This is a genomic window from Streptomyces sp. NPDC028711, from assembly GCF_055565415.1.
Map to the genome: position 1 here is coordinate 144098 of NZ_JBVHUJ010000002.1, position 17450 is coordinate 161547.

Annotated in this window: 19 protein-coding genes; 7 read left to right on the plus strand and 12 right to left on the minus strand. The window is 72.2% G+C overall.

Annotated features, from left to right (window positions below):
• The first annotated feature begins 119 nt into the window (after nt 1–119).
• On the plus strand, nt 120–1700 hold the full coding sequence (locus ACZ4VK_RS06510; protein WP_468349151.1) for an alpha/beta hydrolase: 1581 nt from the start codon (nt 120–122) through the stop codon (nt 1698–1700).
• Nucleotides 1701–1756: 56 nt separating this feature from the next.
• Here ACZ4VK_RS06510 and ACZ4VK_RS06515 read toward each other — a convergent pair whose 3' ends face one another.
• Together ACZ4VK_RS06515 and ACZ4VK_RS06520 are read right to left on the minus strand one after the other, a co-directional pair.
• A complete protein-coding gene (locus ACZ4VK_RS06515) occupies nt 1757–2791 on the minus strand; it encodes an NAD-dependent epimerase/dehydratase family protein (RefSeq protein WP_468349152.1) in 1035 nt (344 codons plus the stop codon).
• Between the two features lie 64 nt (nt 2792–2855).
• A complete protein-coding gene (locus ACZ4VK_RS06520) occupies nt 2856–3575 on the minus strand; it encodes a lysophospholipid acyltransferase family protein (protein ID WP_468349154.1) in 720 nt (239 codons plus the stop codon).
• 78 nt (nt 3576–3653) lie between these two features.
• Here ACZ4VK_RS06520 and ACZ4VK_RS06525 point away from each other — a divergent pair, with 78 nt between their 5' ends.
• The gene (locus tag ACZ4VK_RS06525) at nt 3654–4646 is read left to right on the plus strand and encodes a DUF3048 domain-containing protein (RefSeq protein ID WP_468349156.1); all 993 of its coding nucleotides are present in this window, start codon (nt 3654–3656) and stop codon (nt 4644–4646) included.
• A gap of 6 nt (nt 4647–4652) precedes the next feature.
• Here the strand turns inward: ACZ4VK_RS06525 and ACZ4VK_RS06530 are convergent, their stop codons facing one another.
• From ACZ4VK_RS06530 to ACZ4VK_RS06550, 5 genes are all read right to left on the minus strand, one after another.
• Nucleotides 4653–4865 (minus strand): hypothetical protein, encoded by a 213-nt coding sequence (locus ACZ4VK_RS06530; RefSeq protein ID WP_468350840.1) that lies wholly within the window; start codon nt 4863–4865, stop codon nt 4653–4655.
• Between the two features lie 161 nt (nt 4866–5026).
• A complete protein-coding gene (locus ACZ4VK_RS06535; RefSeq protein ID WP_468349159.1) occupies nt 5027–5977 on the minus strand; it encodes a cytochrome c oxidase assembly protein in 951 nt (316 codons plus the stop codon).
• Nucleotides 5978–6081: 104 nt separating this feature from the next.
• Nucleotides 6082–7107 carry a 6-phosphofructokinase gene (locus ACZ4VK_RS06540; RefSeq protein WP_468349161.1) on the minus strand — a complete coding sequence of 342 codons (1026 nt, stop codon included), beginning with the start codon at nt 7105–7107 and terminating at the stop codon, nt 6082–6084.
• 158 nt (nt 7108–7265) lie between these two features.
• Nucleotides 7266–7994 carry a type 1 glutamine amidotransferase gene (locus ACZ4VK_RS06545; protein WP_468349164.1) on the minus strand — a complete coding sequence of 243 codons (729 nt, stop codon included), beginning with the start codon at nt 7992–7994 and terminating at the stop codon, nt 7266–7268.
• A gap of 19 nt (nt 7995–8013) precedes the next feature.
• Nucleotides 8014–9261: a Mur ligase family protein gene (locus ACZ4VK_RS06550; protein ID WP_384114821.1), complete on the minus strand. Its 1248-nt coding sequence runs from the start codon at nt 9259–9261 to the stop codon at nt 8014–8016.
• A 126-nt stretch (nt 9262–9387) separates the two neighbouring features.
• On the opposite strand from ACZ4VK_RS06550, the gene def reads away from it, so the two are divergent.
• A complete protein-coding gene (gene def, locus ACZ4VK_RS06555) occupies nt 9388–9957 on the plus strand; it encodes a peptide deformylase (protein WP_468349166.1) in 570 nt (189 codons plus the stop codon).
• Here def and ACZ4VK_RS06560 read toward each other — a convergent pair.
• Nucleotides 9954–10601, minus strand: coding sequence for a TetR/AcrR family transcriptional regulator (locus ACZ4VK_RS06560; protein ID WP_468349168.1), 648 nt, complete (start codon nt 10599–10601; stop codon nt 9954–9956). The genes def and ACZ4VK_RS06560 overlap by 4 nt on opposite strands.
• 162 nt (nt 10602–10763) lie before the next feature.
• Between ACZ4VK_RS06560 and ACZ4VK_RS06565 the strand changes: the two genes are divergently transcribed.
• Nucleotides 10764–11975 (plus strand): acyl-CoA dehydrogenase family protein, encoded by a 1212-nt coding sequence (locus ACZ4VK_RS06565; RefSeq protein WP_468349170.1) that lies wholly within the window; start codon nt 10764–10766, stop codon nt 11973–11975.
• A 142-nt stretch (nt 11976–12117) separates the two neighbouring features.
• Here the strand turns inward: ACZ4VK_RS06565 and ACZ4VK_RS06570 are convergent, their stop codons facing one another.
• Together ACZ4VK_RS06570 and ACZ4VK_RS06575 are read right to left on the minus strand one after the other, a co-directional pair.
• On the minus strand, nt 12118–12300 hold the full coding sequence (locus tag ACZ4VK_RS06570) for a hypothetical protein (protein ID WP_468349172.1): 183 nt from the start codon (nt 12298–12300) through the stop codon (nt 12118–12120).
• Between the two features lie 88 nt (nt 12301–12388).
• Nucleotides 12389–12856 (minus strand): VOC family protein, encoded by a 468-nt coding sequence (locus ACZ4VK_RS06575; protein WP_468349174.1) that lies wholly within the window; start codon nt 12854–12856, stop codon nt 12389–12391.
• 164 nt (nt 12857–13020) lie between these two features.
• Between ACZ4VK_RS06575 and ACZ4VK_RS06580 the strand changes: the two genes are divergently transcribed.
• Nucleotides 13021–14400, plus strand: coding sequence for a cytochrome P450 (locus ACZ4VK_RS06580; protein WP_468349176.1), 1380 nt, complete (start codon nt 13021–13023; stop codon nt 14398–14400).
• Between the two features lie 58 nt (nt 14401–14458).
• On the opposite strand, the gene ACZ4VK_RS06585 is transcribed toward ACZ4VK_RS06580, so the two are convergent.
• Together ACZ4VK_RS06585 and ACZ4VK_RS06590 are read right to left on the minus strand one after the other, a co-directional pair.
• Nucleotides 14459–15166, minus strand: coding sequence for a putative protein N(5)-glutamine methyltransferase (locus tag ACZ4VK_RS06585; protein WP_468350770.1), 708 nt, complete (start codon nt 15164–15166; stop codon nt 14459–14461).
• Between the two features lie 73 nt (nt 15167–15239).
• Nucleotides 15240–15722, minus strand: coding sequence for a glutathione peroxidase (locus tag ACZ4VK_RS06590; protein ID WP_468349178.1), 483 nt, complete (start codon nt 15720–15722; stop codon nt 15240–15242).
• A gap of 36 nt (nt 15723–15758) precedes the next feature.
• On the opposite strand from ACZ4VK_RS06590, the gene ACZ4VK_RS06595 reads away from it, so the two are divergent.
• Nucleotides 15759–15986, plus strand: coding sequence for a DUF6011 domain-containing protein (locus ACZ4VK_RS06595; RefSeq protein ID WP_468349180.1), 228 nt, complete (start codon nt 15759–15761; stop codon nt 15984–15986).
• Nucleotides 15987–16378: 392 nt separating this feature from the next.
• Nucleotides 16379–17449: an RNA ligase (ATP) gene (locus tag ACZ4VK_RS06600; protein WP_468349182.1), complete on the plus strand. Its 1071-nt coding sequence runs from the start codon at nt 16379–16381 to the stop codon at nt 17447–17449.
• Nucleotide 17450 lies beyond the last annotated feature (1 nt).

The following is a 17450-nucleotide window of genomic DNA, read 5'->3' on the forward strand; positions in this document are numbered from 1 at the left end:
GGTTCGGCAAAGAAACACGTGTTCGGTCTTTCATCGGGAGCCTCCGGGACGAAAGGATCCCCCGGACAGCCAACACACGGCGCCGCCACGGGGGGCGGCGCCACACAGGGGGAGGACACGTGGGACGTAAGGCAGTGCTCGGCTCGGCCGGCACTCTGATAGCGGGCACGCTCGTCGTGGGCGCGCTCGCCGCCCCGGCAGCGAACGCCGACAGCGACCGTCACCTGCGCGACGCGGAGGCGATCGGCGTCACCGTCGCCGCGGCGCACGCCGCCCGGACGGGCGTCGACTGGCAGGACTGCCCGGCCGACTGGGGCCTGGAGAAGCCGATCCAGTGCGGCTGGGTCTCCGTCCCGGTCGACTACGCGAAGCCCCACGGCAAGAAGATCAAGATCGCGGTCGACCGGATCAACGCCACCGGCACGCCCGCCGAGCGCCAGGGCGCGCTCCTCTACAACCCCGGCGGCCCCGGCGGCTCCGGCCTCCGCTTCCCGCGCCGGGTCACCACCAAGAACGCGATCTGGGCGAACGCCGCCAAGGCCTACGACTTCGTGGGCTTCGACCCGCGCGGTGTCGGCAAGTCGGCCCCCATCTCCTGCGTCGACCCGGCCGAGTTCGTCAAGGGTCCCAAGCTCGACCCGGTCCCCGACAGCGAGGCCGACAAGCGCGCCCAGCGCAAGCTCGCCGCCGAGTACGCCCAGGGCTGCGTGGAGAAGAGCGGCGACATCCTGCCGTACATCAACACGCTCAACACCGCGCGCGACCTCGACGTCATCCGCGCCGCTCTCGGCGAGAAGAAGCTCAACTTCGTCGGCGTCTCCTACGGCACGTACCTCGGCGCCGTCTACGGCACGCTCTTCCCGAGCCACGTCCGCCGCATGGTCCTCGACAGCGTCGTCAACCCGTCGACGCGCAAGATCTGGTACGAGGTCAACCTCGACCAGGACATCGCCTTCGAGGGCCGGCTCGAGGACTGGATGACCTGGGTCGCCCAGCACGACGCCACCTACCACCTCGGCGACACCTACGCGGAGGTCAGGCAGCAGTGGGAGACCCTGCGCGCCGCCGCCAAGAAGGCGCCGCTCGGCGGCAAGGTCGGCCCGGCCGAGCTCATCGGCTTCTTCCAGAACGCCCCGTACTACGACTCCATGTGGGCCCCCGTGGCCGAGGCCTGGAGCGCCTACGCCGCAGGCGACCCGCAGCCGCTCATCGACTCGGCCGCGTCCGACCCGACCGACACGGCCGGCAACGCCGCCTCGGAGAACGGCAACGCCGTCTACACCGCGGTCGAGTGCGCCGACGCGCCCTGGCCGACCAGCTGGAAGAAGTGGGACCGGGACAACACCCGGCTCCACGAGCAGTACCCGTTCATGACCTGGGCCAACGCCTGGATGAACCTGCCCTGCGCCACCTGGTCCGCCCCGCGCCAGCGCCCGACCGAGGTCAGGACCGGCAAGGGCCTGCCGCCGGTGCTCATCACCCAGTCCGAGCGCGACGCCGCCACCCCGTACGCCGGCGCCGTCGAACTGCACAAGCGGTTCAAGGGCTCGCGCCTGATCACGGAGAAGGACGCCGGCTCGCACGGCATCACCAACCTGGTCAACCCCTGCCTCAACAGCAAGGTCGAGGCCTATCTGCTGACCGGGAAGCTGGACGCCAGGGACCAGACCTGCGCCCCGCACGCCACCCCGCAGCCGTAACGAGCGCACCGCCGGACGAGGGGAGGGGCGGGCAGCCCCTCCCCTCGTCCGGTTCGTCACCGCCGGGCGGCCAGCCAGGCGTCCTCCGCCGCGTAGTCGAAGAAGTCCACCCCGTACTTCGCGAGGTTCGGGAAGGCCTCCCGCCACTCCCGTCCCGACAGATGCCCGGCCAGCCACGCGACCGTCTCCGGCAGCGACTCCGCGTACGACACCACCGGCCGGTACCCCAACTCCCTCTCCGCCGCCGTCATGTCGTAGACGATGGGGTGCGGGGAGGCCCACGGGGTCAGCCCCACAGTGCCCTCCGGCTCACCCTCGATCAGCACCGTCTCGCTCACCGCGCCCATGGCCGCGTCGATCGCCGCCCCGATCTCCGCGACCGTCGGCGCCTCCGGGTCACCGCCGTTGAGCACCCGGCTGCCCGGGTTCTCCGCCGCGAGCCGTACGAGCTCCGCCAGGTTGTCCACGTGGACCGGGTGGAACCGCGACGCACCGCCGTACGCGAGCGGACGCACCGGCCGCCCGTCGAGCACCCGCTTCACGAACCACAGCTCGCGCGGACCCGGGCAGTACGGGCCGTGGATGGCGCCCGCCCGCAGCACCGTCGTCGGCAGCGCGTCGCCCGCCCCGAGCAACTCCCGCTCCAGGGCCACCTTCCGTGTGCTGTACGAGCTGTCGCCCGGTGCGACCGTCCGCCAGTCCTCCGGGACCGGCACCGGGTAGGCGGGGAAGCCGTCCGGCCGGTCCTGGGTGTCGAAACTGCGGCCCTGCTCGTCCTCGTAGACGGCGCCGCTCGACACCACCACCGCCGAACCGATCCGGCCGGCGAGACCGGTCAGCTGCCTGCCGTGCCCCGCGTCGTACGCGACGATGTCGACGAGCACGTCACAGCCGTCGCCGAGCCCCGCCGCGAGCGCCCCCTCCTCCGTGCGGTCGAGCCGCACCGACCGGACCTCGTCCGGCCACCTCTCGTCCCTGACACCGCCCCGCGAGGCGGCCGTCACCTCCCAGCCGTCCGCGACGAGGGCCCGCACGGCCGCCCGTCCCACCTGTCCCGTCCCACCCAGCACGAACGCGTTTCCCTTGGTCATGGACGGGACGCTACGACCCTCCGGTGCCCCTGCCCAAGGGGTTGCGCCCTGCGCGGATCCGCCCTCAGCGTTCCCGACGGGGGAACTTATCCGAGGGCCCCTCGTCCTCCGCCTCCGCGGCCTTCACCACGGTCGCGTAGTCGTCCACGTACTCCTGACCGGACAGCCGCAGGATCTCGTACATGATCTCGTCGGTCACCGCGCGGACCACCGCCCGCTCGTCCGCCGACCCCGCGAACCGGGAGAAGTCCAGCGGCTCCCCGAACCGGATGGTGACCCGGCGGATCCTCGGCACCACCTTCCCGGGCGGCTGGATCTCGAAGGTCCCCACCATGGCGCAGGGCACCACGGGCACCCCCGCCGTCAGTGCCATCACCGCCACCCCCACCTTCCCCTTGTAGAGCCGCCCGTCGTGCGAACGCGTCCCCTCCGGATAGATGCCGAGCAGCTCGCCCCGGCCGAGCACCCCGAGCCCCTCCCGGATCGCCGCCTTCCCGGCCTCCTTCCCCGAGCGGTCGACCGGGATCTGACCGGCCGCCCGGAAGAACGCCGCCGTCAGCCGGCCCTTGATCCCCGGCCCCGTGAAGTACTCCTGCTTGGCGAGGAAGGTGATCCGCCGGTCCAGCACGACCGGCATCAGGAAGTGGTCGGAGAAGGAGAGGTGATTGCCCGCGACGATCGCCGCGCCCTCCTCCGGGACGTGTTCGAGCCCCTCGATCCGCGGTCTGAACAGCAGCTTCAGGAGCGGTCCGAGCAGTACGTACTTCATCAGGTGGTAGAACACCCGCGACCCCCGTTCGTCGTCCGTCCTGCCCGTTGTATCCGGGCGCGGGCCCGTGGTCCACTGGTGGGGGAGCGTCTTATGACGGGCGAACGGGGAGCCAGGCGCCCCGGCCGCGTCCTCACCGCGCTGCTCTGCGCGCTGACGGCGGCCGGGCTCTACGGCTGCTCCGACACGGGCCGGCCCGCACCGGCCCCCACACCGAGCCCCGCCGCGACCACCGGCCGCTCGCCCTTCACGGGGCTGTCCGCGCGCCCGGCACCGGTCCTGGCCGTCAAGATCGACAACGTGCCCGCCGCCCGGCCCCATACCGGACTCGGCGCGGCCGACCTCGTCTACGTCGAACAGGTCGAGGGCGGTGTCACCCGGCTCCTCGCCGTGTACTCCTCCCGGCTCCCCGAACTCGCGGGACCCGTCCGCAGCGCCCGCGAGTCCGACGTCGAGCTCCTCGGCGCCTTCGGCCGGCCGGTCCTCGCCTACTCGGGAGCGCAGTCCGCCCTGAACCCCCTCCTCGGCGCGGCGCCGCTCCACCCCGTCACCGAGTCCACCGCCCCCGGCGCCTTCCGCCGCGCGCCCGACCGGCCCGCCCCGCACAACCTCTACCTGCGGCCGGAGAAGGCCCTCGCCACCGATCCCGGGGCGCCGAACGCCCCGGACGTCGGCTTCCGCTTCGGCCCCGCCCCGGCGGGCGGCACACCGGTCGACTCCGAGACCGTGCGCTTCCCCGCCGCCCGCTACACCTTCACCTGGTCCGCGGCCGACCGGAGCTGGCGGGTGGCGATGGACGGCCGCGCGGCCCGCGCCACGGACACCGGACCGCTGAGCCCGTCGACGGTGGTCGTCCAGCGCGTCACCGTCCGCGCCTCCGCCTTCCACGACCGGACCGGCGCCGTCTCGCCGTACACCGAGACCGTCGGCAGCGGCACCGCGCTCGTCCTGCGCGACGGCCGCGCCCACGAGGCCCGCTGGTCCCGGCCCACGACGACGTCCGGCACCACCTTCACGACCCCGGGCGGAGCGCCACTGGCCTTCGCACCGGGCCAGATCTGGCTGGTCCTCGCCCCGAAGGGCTAGCAGGTCCTAAGGGCCCGCGGGACCCGGGCCGGTGGGTGGGCGGCGGCGGGGGCCGGAGGGGGCCCCGCTCTCCGACGCCGCCATGCCGATCGTGGCCACTCCGAGCACCACCCAGCCGAACCAGAGCCAGCCGCTGCTGCCGAGCGCCACCGTGTACGCCGTCGCCATCACCAGCGCGGCGCAGGTGAGCACCGCCATCGTCTTCGTGGGACCGGACATCGCCCGTCCTCCTCCCGCCGAGGCCACGGAAGCCGTCCAGCCCATCGTGACCCCCGGAGAGGGGCGCGCGCTACTCCCCGGACGCACCGGCGTGCGCCGGAACGGGAACCGGGCCCCGCGCCGTGATCGGCGCGGGGCCCGGAAAAGGGGTCCGTGGAGCGTCACCGGCTCCCGGTACGGAGCGAGGCCAGGTACGCGTTGTACGCCTCCAGCTCCTTGTCACCGTCCCGGTCGGCCTTCCGGTCCTGGCGGACCGCCTGCCGCTGCTCGGAGTGGTACCACTGGTAGACGAGCGCGATCAGCACGAGCACCGACGGGATCTCGCTGAACGCCCAGGCGATGCCGCCGGCCGCGTTCTGGTCGGTGAGCACGTCGATCCCCAGCGAGGCCGGCGGGTTCTCGTACGCCGCGACCATCGGCTCCGAGGCCATCATCAGCGCGATGCCGAAGAAGGCGTGGAACGGCATGCCCGCGAACAGCTCCAGCATCCGCATCACGTACCCGGGCCGGTGCGGGCCCGGGTCGACGCCCATGATCGGCCAGAAGAAGACCACGCCCACCATCAGGAAGTGGACCATCATCGCGATGTGGCCGGGCGTCGAGCCCATCAGGAAGTCGAAGAGCGGCGTGAAGTACAGCCCGTACAGGCTCGCGATGAACATCGGGATCGTGAAACCGGGGTGCGTGACGACCTTCATGTACCGGCTGTGCAGCAGCTTCAGGAGCAGCTCGCGCGGCCCCGTGGACCCACGGCCCGCCACCGGCAGCGCCCGCAGCGCGAGCGTCACCGGCGCGCCGAGCAGCAGCAGGATCGGCGACAGCATGGAGATCACCATGTGCTGCACCATGTGCACGCTGAACATGACCATGCCGTAGTCGTTGAGCCGGGTGCACGTCACGAGCGCGACGCTCAGCACGCCGACCGTGAAGAACACCGCCCGGCTCACCGGCCACGCGTCCCCGCGCCGCCGCAGCCGCACCACGGACCAGCCGTACAGACCGAGCGCCGCGAGGCAGCCGGTCAGGAAGAAGAGGTCGGGAGAGGACTCCAGGCCCCGCCCCAGCGTGAACGGCGGCAGATCCATCGTCATGCCGTGCCCGCTGTGATCCATCGTGTGCACTCCTGGAGCCCGATTCGCGCTTGTTGTCCGCACCAGACTAGAACCGCCCCCGGCCGCGACTGCGACCGGGGGCGGATGTCACGTACGGACGGCGCTCAGAGCACGCACTCGGCCTCGGCGTACCGGTCGGCCGGGACCGTCTTGAGGGACTCCACGGCCTGGGCCAGCGGGACCATCGTGATGTCCGTGCCGCGCAGCGCGGTCAGCATGCCGAACTGGCCGCGGTGCGCCGCCTCGACGGCGTGCCAGCCGAAGCGGGTGGCGAGCACCCGGTCGTACGCGGTCGGCGTGCCGCCGCGCTGGACGTGACCGAGGATCACGGGCCGCGCCTCCTTGCCGAGCCGCCGCTCCAGCTCCACCGAGAGCTGGTTGGCGACGCCGGTGAAGCGCTCGTGGCCGTAGATGTCGGTGCCGGCGGTCTTGAAGTCCATCGAGCCCTCGCGCGGCTTCGCACCCTCGGCGACGACGACGATCGCGAAGCGCTTGCCGTCCTCGAAGCGGGCGCCGACGCGGGCGGTCAGCTCGTCGATGTCGAAGGGGCGCTCGGGGACGACGACGGCGTGCGCGCCGGCGGCCATGCCGGAGTGCAGCGCTATCCAGCCGGTGTGGCGGCCCATGACCTCGACGACCAGGACTCGCTGGTGGGACTCGGCGGTCGTCTTGAGCCGGTCGAGGGCCTCGGTGGCGACGGTCACGGCCGTGTCGAAGCCGAAGGTGACGTCGGTGGAGGCGATGTCGTTGTCGATGGTCTTCGGGACGCCGACGATCGGGAGACCCGCCTCGGAGAGCAGGTTCGCCGCCTTCAGGGTCCCCTCGCCGCCGATCGGGATGATCGCGTCGAGTCCCAGGTCCGCGACGTGGCCGCGGGCGCGCTCGACGCCGTCGACCAGGTGCGCGGGCTGGACCCGCGATGAACCGAGGATGGTGCCGCCCCGGGCCAGGATGCCGCCCACCGCTTCGAGATCGAGCTTGCGGTAGTCGCACTCCAGCAGGCCCTTCCACCCGTCGTGGAAGCCGATGACCTCGTCGCCGTGGTCGACGACGGCGCGGTGCACGACGGAACGGATGACAGCGTTCAGACCGGGGCAGTCTCCGCCGGAGGTGAGCACGCCAATGCGCATAGCCCAAAAACCTTTGCAACGTGGGCCGACTCCCGGACCACGTCGTCCGGCTGGATTCCCGCCACCCTATCGTCGCAGGGTGGCGGGGCCGAACCGGATGTCCGCACAGTGGACAACGTACGTTCGTACGAGGGACCAACGGCGGTGCGCGGGCTGACTCAGGCGGGCTGGGTGGCCGCGGCGATGCGCTCGGCGCGCAGCGCCTCGTACCAGCGGTCGTCGGTCGGCGGCAGCGCGTTCACATCGAGGGCCAGCTTCAGGAGCAGGTCCGCGATCTGCGGGTTACGGGCCATGACGGGTCCGTGCATGTACGTACCGAACACGGTGTCGTTGTACGCGCCTTCGGTGCCGTCGCCGGTGCCGTTGCCCTTGCCGAGGACGGTCCGGGCGAACGGCCGGGCCGTGGGGCCGAGATGCGTGATGCCCTGGTGGTTCTCGAAGCCCGTCAGCTGGGGCAGGCCGAGCCGCGGGTCGATGTCCGCGAGGACGTCGCCGACGCACCGCTCGCCCTCGCCACGGGTCGAGATGACGTCGATGAGACCGAGGCCCGCCTCCCGCTCGCCGAGGTCGTTGATGAACTCGTGGCCCAGGATCTGGTAGCCGGCGCAGACCGAGAAGATGATCGCGCCGTTCGAGGCGGCCCGGCTCAGGCCGCCGTCGCGCCGCAGCCGCTCGGCCGCGAGCCGCTGGGGCCGGTCCTCGCCGCCGCCGATCAGATAGATGTCGCCCGAGGTCGGCACCGGCTGGTCGCTGCGGACGTCGACGCGCTCGACGCTGAGACCGCGCTGCTCGGCGCGGCGCTGGACGACGAGGACGTTGCCCTGGTCGCCGTAGGTGCTGAGCAGGTCCGGGTAGACCCAGACCAGGCGCAGGCTGCTGTCAGTCATGCTGCATGTCCTCTACGGGTCAGTTGCCGACGCGGCGGCGGACGTCCTGGAAGGCGGTGTAGTTGGCGATCAGCTCGATCTGTCCGGGCGGGGCCATCGCGACGGCCTCGTCGAGCGTCTCGCAGACGCGGAAGTCCACGCCCGCGACCTCCAGGCGGACCGCGAGGTCCAGCTTCCGGTCGCCGATCACCATGATCGGGTGGCCGGCGAGCCGGCCGTAGTCCACGTCCCACAGCCAGGAGGTGTCCGTGCCGTCGGCGCCGCGCGCGTTGACGGAGAGGATCACCGGGGTCGGCGGCTGGTCGATGAGGGAAAACGTTTCGAGCCAGCCGGCCGGGTTCTTCGCGAGCAGCAGGCGCAGGTCGCGGCCCTGGAAGGAGACGACGTCATAGCGTCCGGCGACGGCCTGCACCTGGTACATGCGCTCCAGGGCCACCTGCGGCGGCACCCCGAAGACGGCGGCGACGGCGGCCGAGCTGGTGGCGTTCGCCTTGTTGGCGCGGCCGGGCAGCTGGAGACGGATCGGCCAGGCCGAACCGTGCGGGTCGAGGACGTGGTCGCCGCTGAGCGCCCAGCTCGGAGCGGGACGGCGGAAGCCGCACTCGCCGCAGAACCAGTCGTCGCCCGGACGCTGCATCACACCGCCGCAGGCGGGGCACGACCAGGCGTCGTCCTTCCACTCCTGGCCCGCGGCCACCCACACCACGTTCGGCGAGGAGGAGGCGGCCCACACGATGAGCGGGTCGTCGGCGTTGGCGACGACGACGGCCTTGGTGCCGTTGAGACCCTCGCGCCACTTCTCGGCGAGCATCCGGGTCTCGGCGGCGCGGTCGAGCTGGTCGCGGGAGAGGTTGAGCAGCGCGATCACCTTGGGCGTGGTGTCACGGGCGACTCCGGCGAGGTACTTCTCGTCGACCTCGATCACGCCGTACTTGGAGTCCGAGCCGCCGGCCAGCGCCGAGGTGATGCCCGCGGGCATGTTGGCGCCGAGGGCGTTCGAGACGACGGGTCCCGCGGCGCGCAGGGCCTCCGCGATCAGCCGGGTGGTCGTCGTCTTGCCGTTGGTCGCCGACACCAGGACGACGTCCAGATGCTGCGCGAGCCGGCCGAGGAGGTCGGGATCGAGCTTCAGCGCCACCTTGCCGCCGATCACCGATCCACTGCCGCGCCCCGCCGCACGCGACACCGCGGCCGCGGCCCTGCCCGCCGTCACGGCCAGCTTGGCGCGCGGCGACAGCGGCTCTGGATTACCGGGGTGTCCTGACATCGTTCTTGTTCCTCCTTGCGTCGGTCCGGGCTCAGCCTATCGAGATCCGGCCAGCAGCCCGAACAGCGGCACCGTTCAGCGGCCGCGAGAAACAGCCAGGTCACGGCGGACCGTACCCTTACGGCCATGCGAAACCGCCCCATCCCCGGCAGTTCCGGCCTCGTCCGAGCGATGACTCTGCTCGGCGACCCCGTGCTGCACAGCCCCTGTGAGCCCGTCACCGACTTCGGGCCCCAACTGGCCCGTCTCGTCGAGGACATGTTCGCCACGATGTACGCGGCGAACGGCGTCGGCCTCGCGGCCAACCAGGTGGGCGTGGGCCTGCGCGTCTTCGTCTACGACTGCCCCGACGACGAGGAGACCCGTCACCTGGGCCATGTGGTGAACCCGCGCCTGGTGGAGGCGGACGGCGAGGTGATCCGGGGGCCGGAGGGCTGCCTCTCGCTGCCGGGCCTGGAAGCGCCGACGCCCCGGTACGACCGCGCGGTGGTCGAGGGCGTACGGCTTGACGGCACGCCGGTACGGGTCGAGGGCACGGGCTTCTTCGCCCGCTGCCTCCAGCACGAGACCGACCATCTGGAGGGCGGGGTCTACGCGGACCGTGTCACGGGGTGGCGCAAGTCACGTCTGCTCCGGGCGATCCGCAAGGAACCGTGGGGGAGCGGGGCCGGGGCGCTGGAGGCGGACAGGCCCTAGAACCCCGGTCCGCCGGGGCGGTCGTCGGCCTCCGCGAGGCGGCCCCACAGGAGGTCGGCCAGGCTCTTGACCAGGTCCTCGCGCGGGCACGGGCGTTCGCCGAGCCACCAGTCGCCGGCCGCGTGCATCATGCCGACGATGCCGTGGCCCCAGATCCGGGCCTGGGCCTCGGCGGCGGGTCCGAGGTCGACGCGCTCGGCGATGACCTGGCCGAGCTCCTCGCCCATGCGGCGGAGCAGCGGCGCGGAGTGCCGGCCGACGTCGAAGCCCTGCTCGGTCTGGTGCGGTTCCTCCGCGGGGTGCATGAGGAAGCGGTAGACCTGGGGCATCGCCTCGATCGAGGCGAGATAGGTGTCGAGGGTGGCCTCGACGCGGCGGCGCCGGTCGGCGGGCGCGTCGAGCGCGGCCCGCAGAGCGGAGAGGAGGGCGTCCGTGTGCCGGATGGCGAGGGCGCGGTACAGACCGCCCTTGTCGCCGAAGTGGCGGTAGAGGATCGGCTTGGTGATGCCGGCCTCGGCCGCGATCGCGTTCATGGACGCCTGGGGGCCCTCTCGGAGCACCACCCGGTCCGCCGCCTCCAGCAGTTCGCGCCGCCGCTGTTCGGTGGGCGTCTGCTGGTCGGTGGTCCGGTGTGCGATATCCATAGCGTGTCTCCCCGCCCGTGCGATTCCGTGAGGCTGTCGCAACGTAACACCCGGCTGCTGCCCGTCGCTGGCCGGGCCGAACCGCTCCGCCGCTGGTTGACAGCCCATACCCGTCGGTAACACACTGGTGTTACCGCAAGTAACGTCCCCCTTGGAGGGCAAATGGGCGAGTTCACGCTCGAACTCAACGATGACCAGAAGCAGGTCCGCGACTGGCTCCACGGCTTCGCCGCCGATGTGATGCGCCCCGCGGCCGCCGAGTGGGACGAGCGTGAGGAGACGCCCTGGCCGATCATCCAGGAAGCGGCCAAGCTGGGCATCTACTCGCTCGACTTCTACGCCCAGCAGTTCTTCGACCCCACGGGTCTCGGCATCCCGATGGCGATGGAGGAGCTCTTCTGGGGCGACGCCGGCATAGCCCTCTCCATCGTCGGCACGGGCCTCGCCGCCGTCGGCGTCCTCGCCAACGGCACCGAGGAGCAGATCGGCACCTGGATCCCGCAGATGTACGGCGACGCCGACGACGTCAAGGTCGCCGCGTTCTGCTCGTCCGAGCCCGACGCCGGCTCGGACGTCGCCTCCATGCGGACCCGGGCCGTGTACGACGAGGCCACGGACGAGTGGGTCCTCAACGGCACCAAGACCTGGGCGACCAACGGCGGCATCGCCAACGTCCACGTCGTCGTCGCCGTCGTCGACGCCGAGCTCGGCTCCAAGGGCCACGCCTCCTTCATCGTCCCGCCGAACACCCCCGGCCTCTCCCAGGGCCAGAAGTTCCAGAAGCACGGCATCCGCGCCTCCCACACCGCCGAGGTGGTCCTCGAGGACGTCCGGATCCCCGGCCACTGCCTCCTCGGCGGCAAGGAGAAGCTGGACGAGCGCCTCGCCCGGGCCCGGGAGCGCGCCCAGAGCGGGGAGAGGGTGAAGAACGCGGCCATGGCCACCTTCGAGGCCTCCCGCCCGGCGGTCGGCGCCATGGCCGTCGGCACGGCCCGCGCCGCGTACGAGGTGGCCCTCGACTACGCGAAGACCCGCGTCCAGTTCGGCCGTCCGATCATCGAGAACCAGGGCGTCGCCTTCCAGCTCGCCGACATGGCCACCCAGATCGACGCGGCCCGTCTCCTCGTCTGGCGCGCCTCCTGGATGGCCTCGGCGGGCAAGCCCTTCACGGCGGCCGAGGGCTCCATGTCGAAGCTGTACGCGAGCGAGGTCGCCAAGAAGGTCACCGCCCAGGCGATCCAGATCCTCGGCGGCAACGGCTACACCCGCGAGTACCCGGTGGAGCGCATGCACCGCGACGCGGCCATCTACACGATCTTCGAGGGCACGAGCGAGATCCAGCGCATGGTCATCAGCCGCGCGCTCGCGAGGTAGCGGACCGGTCGTGCAGGTGCCGGGGCCCCGGGTGGGTCGGGGGCCGCGAGGCGGCGTATCGCGCGTCGGTGCGATCCAGGTCACCTGGATCGCACCCGGGCGGCGGCGCCCGCTCGCCACGCCGACGCGTGGCGGCCGTGACTCAGGCGGCGAGCTGCTGCTCCGTCTGCACCGCGTCGGTCCAGGCGGCCACGAGGACCTGGTAGATCCGCTGCTCGTCCGCCGTCAGCGGGCGGCGCTCCGCTCCGGCGCGGACCCACAGGGTGCGGATCGCGTCGTTGAGGGCCGTGGGGCCGGGGGTCTCTCTGTGCGAGTTGTCGGACATGAGGTCCAGCCTAGGCGCTGGGTCCGACAGACCCCGCCTCCGACGGGCGTGTGGTCCGCCACGCCCCTCCTGGGGGGTGTCTTGTCGGTCACACCAGGCAGAACTCGTTGCCCTCGGGGTCCTGGAGGACCACCGCGTAGTAGTCCATGCCGTTCGGCTCGTCCATCGTGTACAGGATCGTCGCGCCGATCGCCGTGAGCCGGGACACCTCGCCGTCCACCCGCTCGCGGCGCAGGGCGAGCGGGACGTCGCGGCCGCCGCCGACCTTGAGGTCGAGGTGGACGCGGTTCTTGACGGTCTTGGGCTCGGGGACCCGCTGGAACCAGACCCGGGGGCCGACGCCCTTCGGGTCCACGATGGACTCCGGCAACTCCCCGGCGCCCTCGCCCAGCTCCTCCTCGGGCACGCCGATCGCCTCCCAGTACGCCCGCCAGGTGGCGTGCCCCGCGGGCGGCGGATCCGGGACGTACCGCAGGGCCTCCAGCCAGAAGGGCACCAGGCGCTGGGGGTCGACGCAGTCGATCGTGAGTTGCAGGGTCATCTCGGGTCGCTCCATGGACCGAGCCTCCCAGACGCCACTGACAACGGCCCGATCCGGAGGCGGGCGAAGGGTTCGAGTCAACCGGCCGGATCCGGAAGGGTGTTCGGAGCGTGCTGCCTGTGGGTTACTTCGGGGAGGACAATCACCACACCGGTGACGATCACAGGGGGAACCGCATCATGACCAGCACCACCCGGACCGAGGCGCCCGAACTCGCGGGACTTCCGCTGCTCGGCTCGATGTTCGACCTCAAGAACGACTCCCTGGGCACCTTCCTGCGCGCCCGCCGCGAGCACGGTGACGTCGTACGCATCACCGCGGGACCTCCCGGGATCCGTGCCGTCGTCTACGGGGTCTTCTCCGCCGACGGCGCGCAGCAGGTCCTCGCCGGGGAGTCCGCCAACTTCCGCAAGGACAACCGGTTCTACCGGGAGATCCGGGAGTCCTTCGGCAACGGCCTGCTCACCAGCCAGGACGAGGACTACCTCCGCCAGCGCCGGCTCGTCCAGCCCCTCTTCACCCGCCGCCGCGTCGACGGCTACGCCTCTGCCGTCGCCACCGAGGTCACCACCCTCACCGGCGAATGGCGGGAGGGCGGAGCCGAATCCGTCGACGTCCTCCAGGAGATGGCCCGCCTCGCCCTGCGCGCCGTCGCCCGCATCCTCTTCGGCACGGACGTCGACGCCGCCGTCGAGATCGTCGAGCGCAGCTTCCCCGAACTCGGCGCCTACGTGCTGCGCCGCGGCTACTCCCCGGTCAACGTCCCCCGCGACTGGCCCACCCCCGGCAACCGCAAGGCCGCCGCCGTCCACGAGGCGCTCTACCAGGTCTGCGACCGCATCATCGCCGAACGGCGGACCTCCGGCCGGGCCCCCGGCGAGGGCGACGACCTCCTCACCCTCCTCGCCGAGGCCGAGAGCGCCGAGGACGGCAGCTTCGACGCGACCGAACTGCGCGAGCAGGTCCTCGTCTTCCTGCTCGCCGGACACGAGACGACCGCCACCTCCCTCGGCTTCGCCCTCCACCTCCTCGCCCTCCACCCGGAGGAGCAGAAGAAGGCGCACGAGGAGGTGGACCGGGTCCTCGCCGGCCGTACCCCCGGCGCCGCCGACCTGGACGCGCTGCCCTATGTCACCCAGGTCCTCAAGGAGGCCATGCGGCTCTTCCCCGCCGCCCCGGTCATCGGGCGCCGCGCCGTCGCGACCACCGAGATCGGCGGGGTCACCATCCCCGCGGGCGCCGACGTCATCGTCGCCCCCTGGGTCACCCACCGCCACCCCGACTACTGGGAGGACGCGGAGCGCTTCGACCCCGACCGCTTCACGCCCGAGGCGGAGGCCGCCCGCCCCCGGTACGCGTGGTTCCCCTTCGGCGGCGGCCCACGCGCCTGCATAGGCCAGCACTTCTCGATGCTGGAGTCGGTCATCGCCCTGGCGATGATGCTCCAGCGGTACGGCTTCGAGGCCGTCGACACCGAGGTGCCCGTCGCCCCGGCGATCACCCTCCAGGCAGCCGGCCCCGCCCGCTGCCGCCTCACACCCAGGGAGACCGGCCTCTAGGAAGCCTCCGGGGACGGCAGTCCGGGAAGGGCCGCCGTCCCCGGTCGTCGGCCTTCGGTCAGCGGCGGGTCGCGACGATCGCCGTCGCCCACCACTCGTCGGAGGTGATCACCTCGGGGGCCAGCCGGCCGCCCGACATCTCCGTGACGGCCGCGACGGCCGCTCCGGCCTGCCGCTCGCTCGTCTCCATGAGGAGGTGCCCGCCCGGCGCCAGCCACTCCGGCGCCTCGGCGGCCACCCGGCGCAGCACGTCAAGACCGTCCGGGCCGCCGTCGAGCGTCACGTGCGGCTCGTGGTCCCGGGCCTCGGGCGGCAGCAGCCCTATCTCCTCGGTCGGTACGTACGGCACGTTCGCGACCAGGATCTCGACCCGGCCCCGCAGCCCGGACGGCAGCGGCGCGAACAGATCGCCCTCGTACACCCGGCCGCCGCGCGGCTCGACGTTCCGCCGGGCGCAGCGCACCGCCGCCGGCTCGATGTCCGCGGCGTGCACCTCCGCGCCCCCGACCCGGTCGAGCAGCACCGCGCCCGCGGCGCCGGAGCCGCAGCACAGGTCGACGCAGACGGCCCCCGGCCGCGCGAGCTCCACCGCATGCCCGACCAGGAACTCCGTACGCCGCCGGGGCACGAAGACCCCGCCGTCCACCTCGATCCGCAGGCCGGCGAACTCGGCCCAGCCCACGATGTGCTCCAGCGGCAGACCGGCGGCCCGCCGCTCGACCATCAGGTCGAGATCGCCCGGTCCGGCCGCCGCCGCGAGCAGCATCTCGGCCTCCTCCTCGGCGAAGACGCAGCCCGCGGCCCGCAGCCGCTCGACGACGCTCGTGCCGGTGCCCGCGTCAGACAAGCTGCGCCTCGATCGCCGTGACGACCTCGGGGGCGTCCGGCTCGGTGCGCGGGCGGAAGCGGGTGACCCGGCCGTCGCGGCCGATCAGGAACTTCTCGAAGTTCCACTGCACGTCACCGGCCTCGCCCTCGGCGTCGGCGACCTTCACCAGCTCCGCGTAGAGCGGGTGGCGCCCCTCGCCGTTGACGTCCGTCTTCTCCAGGAGCGGGAAGGACACCCCGTACGTCGCCGAACAGAAGGTCTGGATCTCCTCGGCGCTGCCCGGCTCCTGGCCCGCGAACTGGTTGCAGGGGACGCCGAGCACGGTGAAGCCCCGCTCGCCGTACTCCTTCTGCAGCCGCTCCAGGCCCGCGTACTGCGGGGTCAGACCGCACTTGGAGGCGACGTTCACCACGAGGACCGCGTGGTCCCGGTAGTCGGCGAGGGAGACCGGATCACCGGTCAGGGTCTTCAGCGGGATGTCGTACAGGCTCATGGAGTACTCCTCGTGGAAATGGGGTTTGATCACAACATGGGAGACGAACCACTGGCAATCGCGATCGATGCCACACCGGAGGAGGGGCCGCGCCCGGTCCGCTGCCGCCTCTGCGGGCGGCCCCTGACCGGCGCGGACTCCCGCAGGACCGGGCTCGGCCCGACCTGCGACGCCAAACTGCACCCGCCGGCGCCGGACATCCGCACCCGCCGCCACGAGGTCGACCAGGACACCTTGCCGGGCCTGGACGTGTCAGCCGGCTGAGGCGACCAGTTCCGCGTACGCCGGCCACCGCTCCTCCGGGCCGAGGGCGAGCAGGCCGATCTTCGCCAGTCACCGAGCCGTGGATGTCGGCGCACAGCTCCCAGACGGCCTGTACCCCGTACACCGGCTCGGGGGCGGCCAGCGTCTCCCGCCACCACACGTCGAGGAACCCTCGGCGGGTGCCGTCATCCCGCCGAAGACGGCGTCGATCCGACGGAGCGCGGCGGTGAGCGGAGGAGAGGGCATGGGCTGTCCTGACGGGACTCCGCCGACGCGGTGCGCCGCGCGAAGAGATCGACGTTATCAGCCGTCAAAAACGGTGGGCCAGCGCATTCCCGCACCGGCAGGGTGGGCGCGATGAGACCGAAACCCGAGCGACCGGAGTCCTGACCATGTCGACCCTGCGCGTCACCGCCGAAGTCCTGACCGTCCATCCCCACCCCAACGCCGACGCCCTGGAACTGGCCCAGGTCGGCCTCTACCGGGCCGTCGTCGCCAAGGGTGCCTACCGGAGCGGCGACGCCGCCCTCTACATCCCGGAGCAGGCGGTCCTGCCCGCCGCCCTCGTCGACGAGCTCGGGCTGACCGGGCGGCTCGCCGGGAAGCAGTCGGACCGGGTCAAGGCGGTCCGGCTGCGCGGGGAGCTGTCCCAGGGCATCGTGTGCAGGCCGGCGGCGCTCGCGGACACCGACCTGATACGGGCGGCCGCCGAGCGGACGGACTTCGCGGAGACGCTGGGGATCACCAAGTGGGCGCCGCCGGTCCCCACGACCATGGACGGCGACGTCGAGTCCGCGCCCGACCTGCTGCCCTGGGTCGACATCGAGAACCTCCACCGCTACCCGGACGTCTTCGAGCCCGGTGAGCCCGTCGTCCTGACGGAGAAGCTGCACGGCACGGCCTGTCTGCTTACGCTGCACGCCGAGGAGGGGCGGGTGGAGGTGTCCTCCAAGGGGTACGGGGCCAAGGGCCTCGCCCTCAAGGAGGATCCGCGCAACCTGTACTGGCGCGCCGTCCACGGCCACGGCCTGCCCGCCGTCGCCGAGCGGCTTGCGAAGCGGCTCGGCGCCCGGCGCGTCGGGCTCTTCGGCGAGGTGTACGGCGCCGGGGTGCAGGACCTGGCGTACGGCGCCGACGGCCGTGGCGAGACCGTCGGGTTCGCGCTGTTCGACGTGTCGGCCGACATCGACGGGCAGATCCACTGGCTCGACCCGGCCGAGGTCCTGGAGGCCGGTGACGTCCCGCTCGTGCCGCGGCTGTACGCGGGACCGTACGACCTGGACACCGTCCTCGCGCACGCGAGCGGACGGGAGACCGTGTCAGGCCGGGAGACGCATCTGCGGGAGGGCGTCGTCATCCGGCCGGCGACCGAGCGGTACAGCCCGGTCGTCGGCGGCCGGGCCATCGCGAAGGCGGTCAGCCCGGCCTATCTGACCCGCAAGGGCGGCACCGAGTACGAGTGAC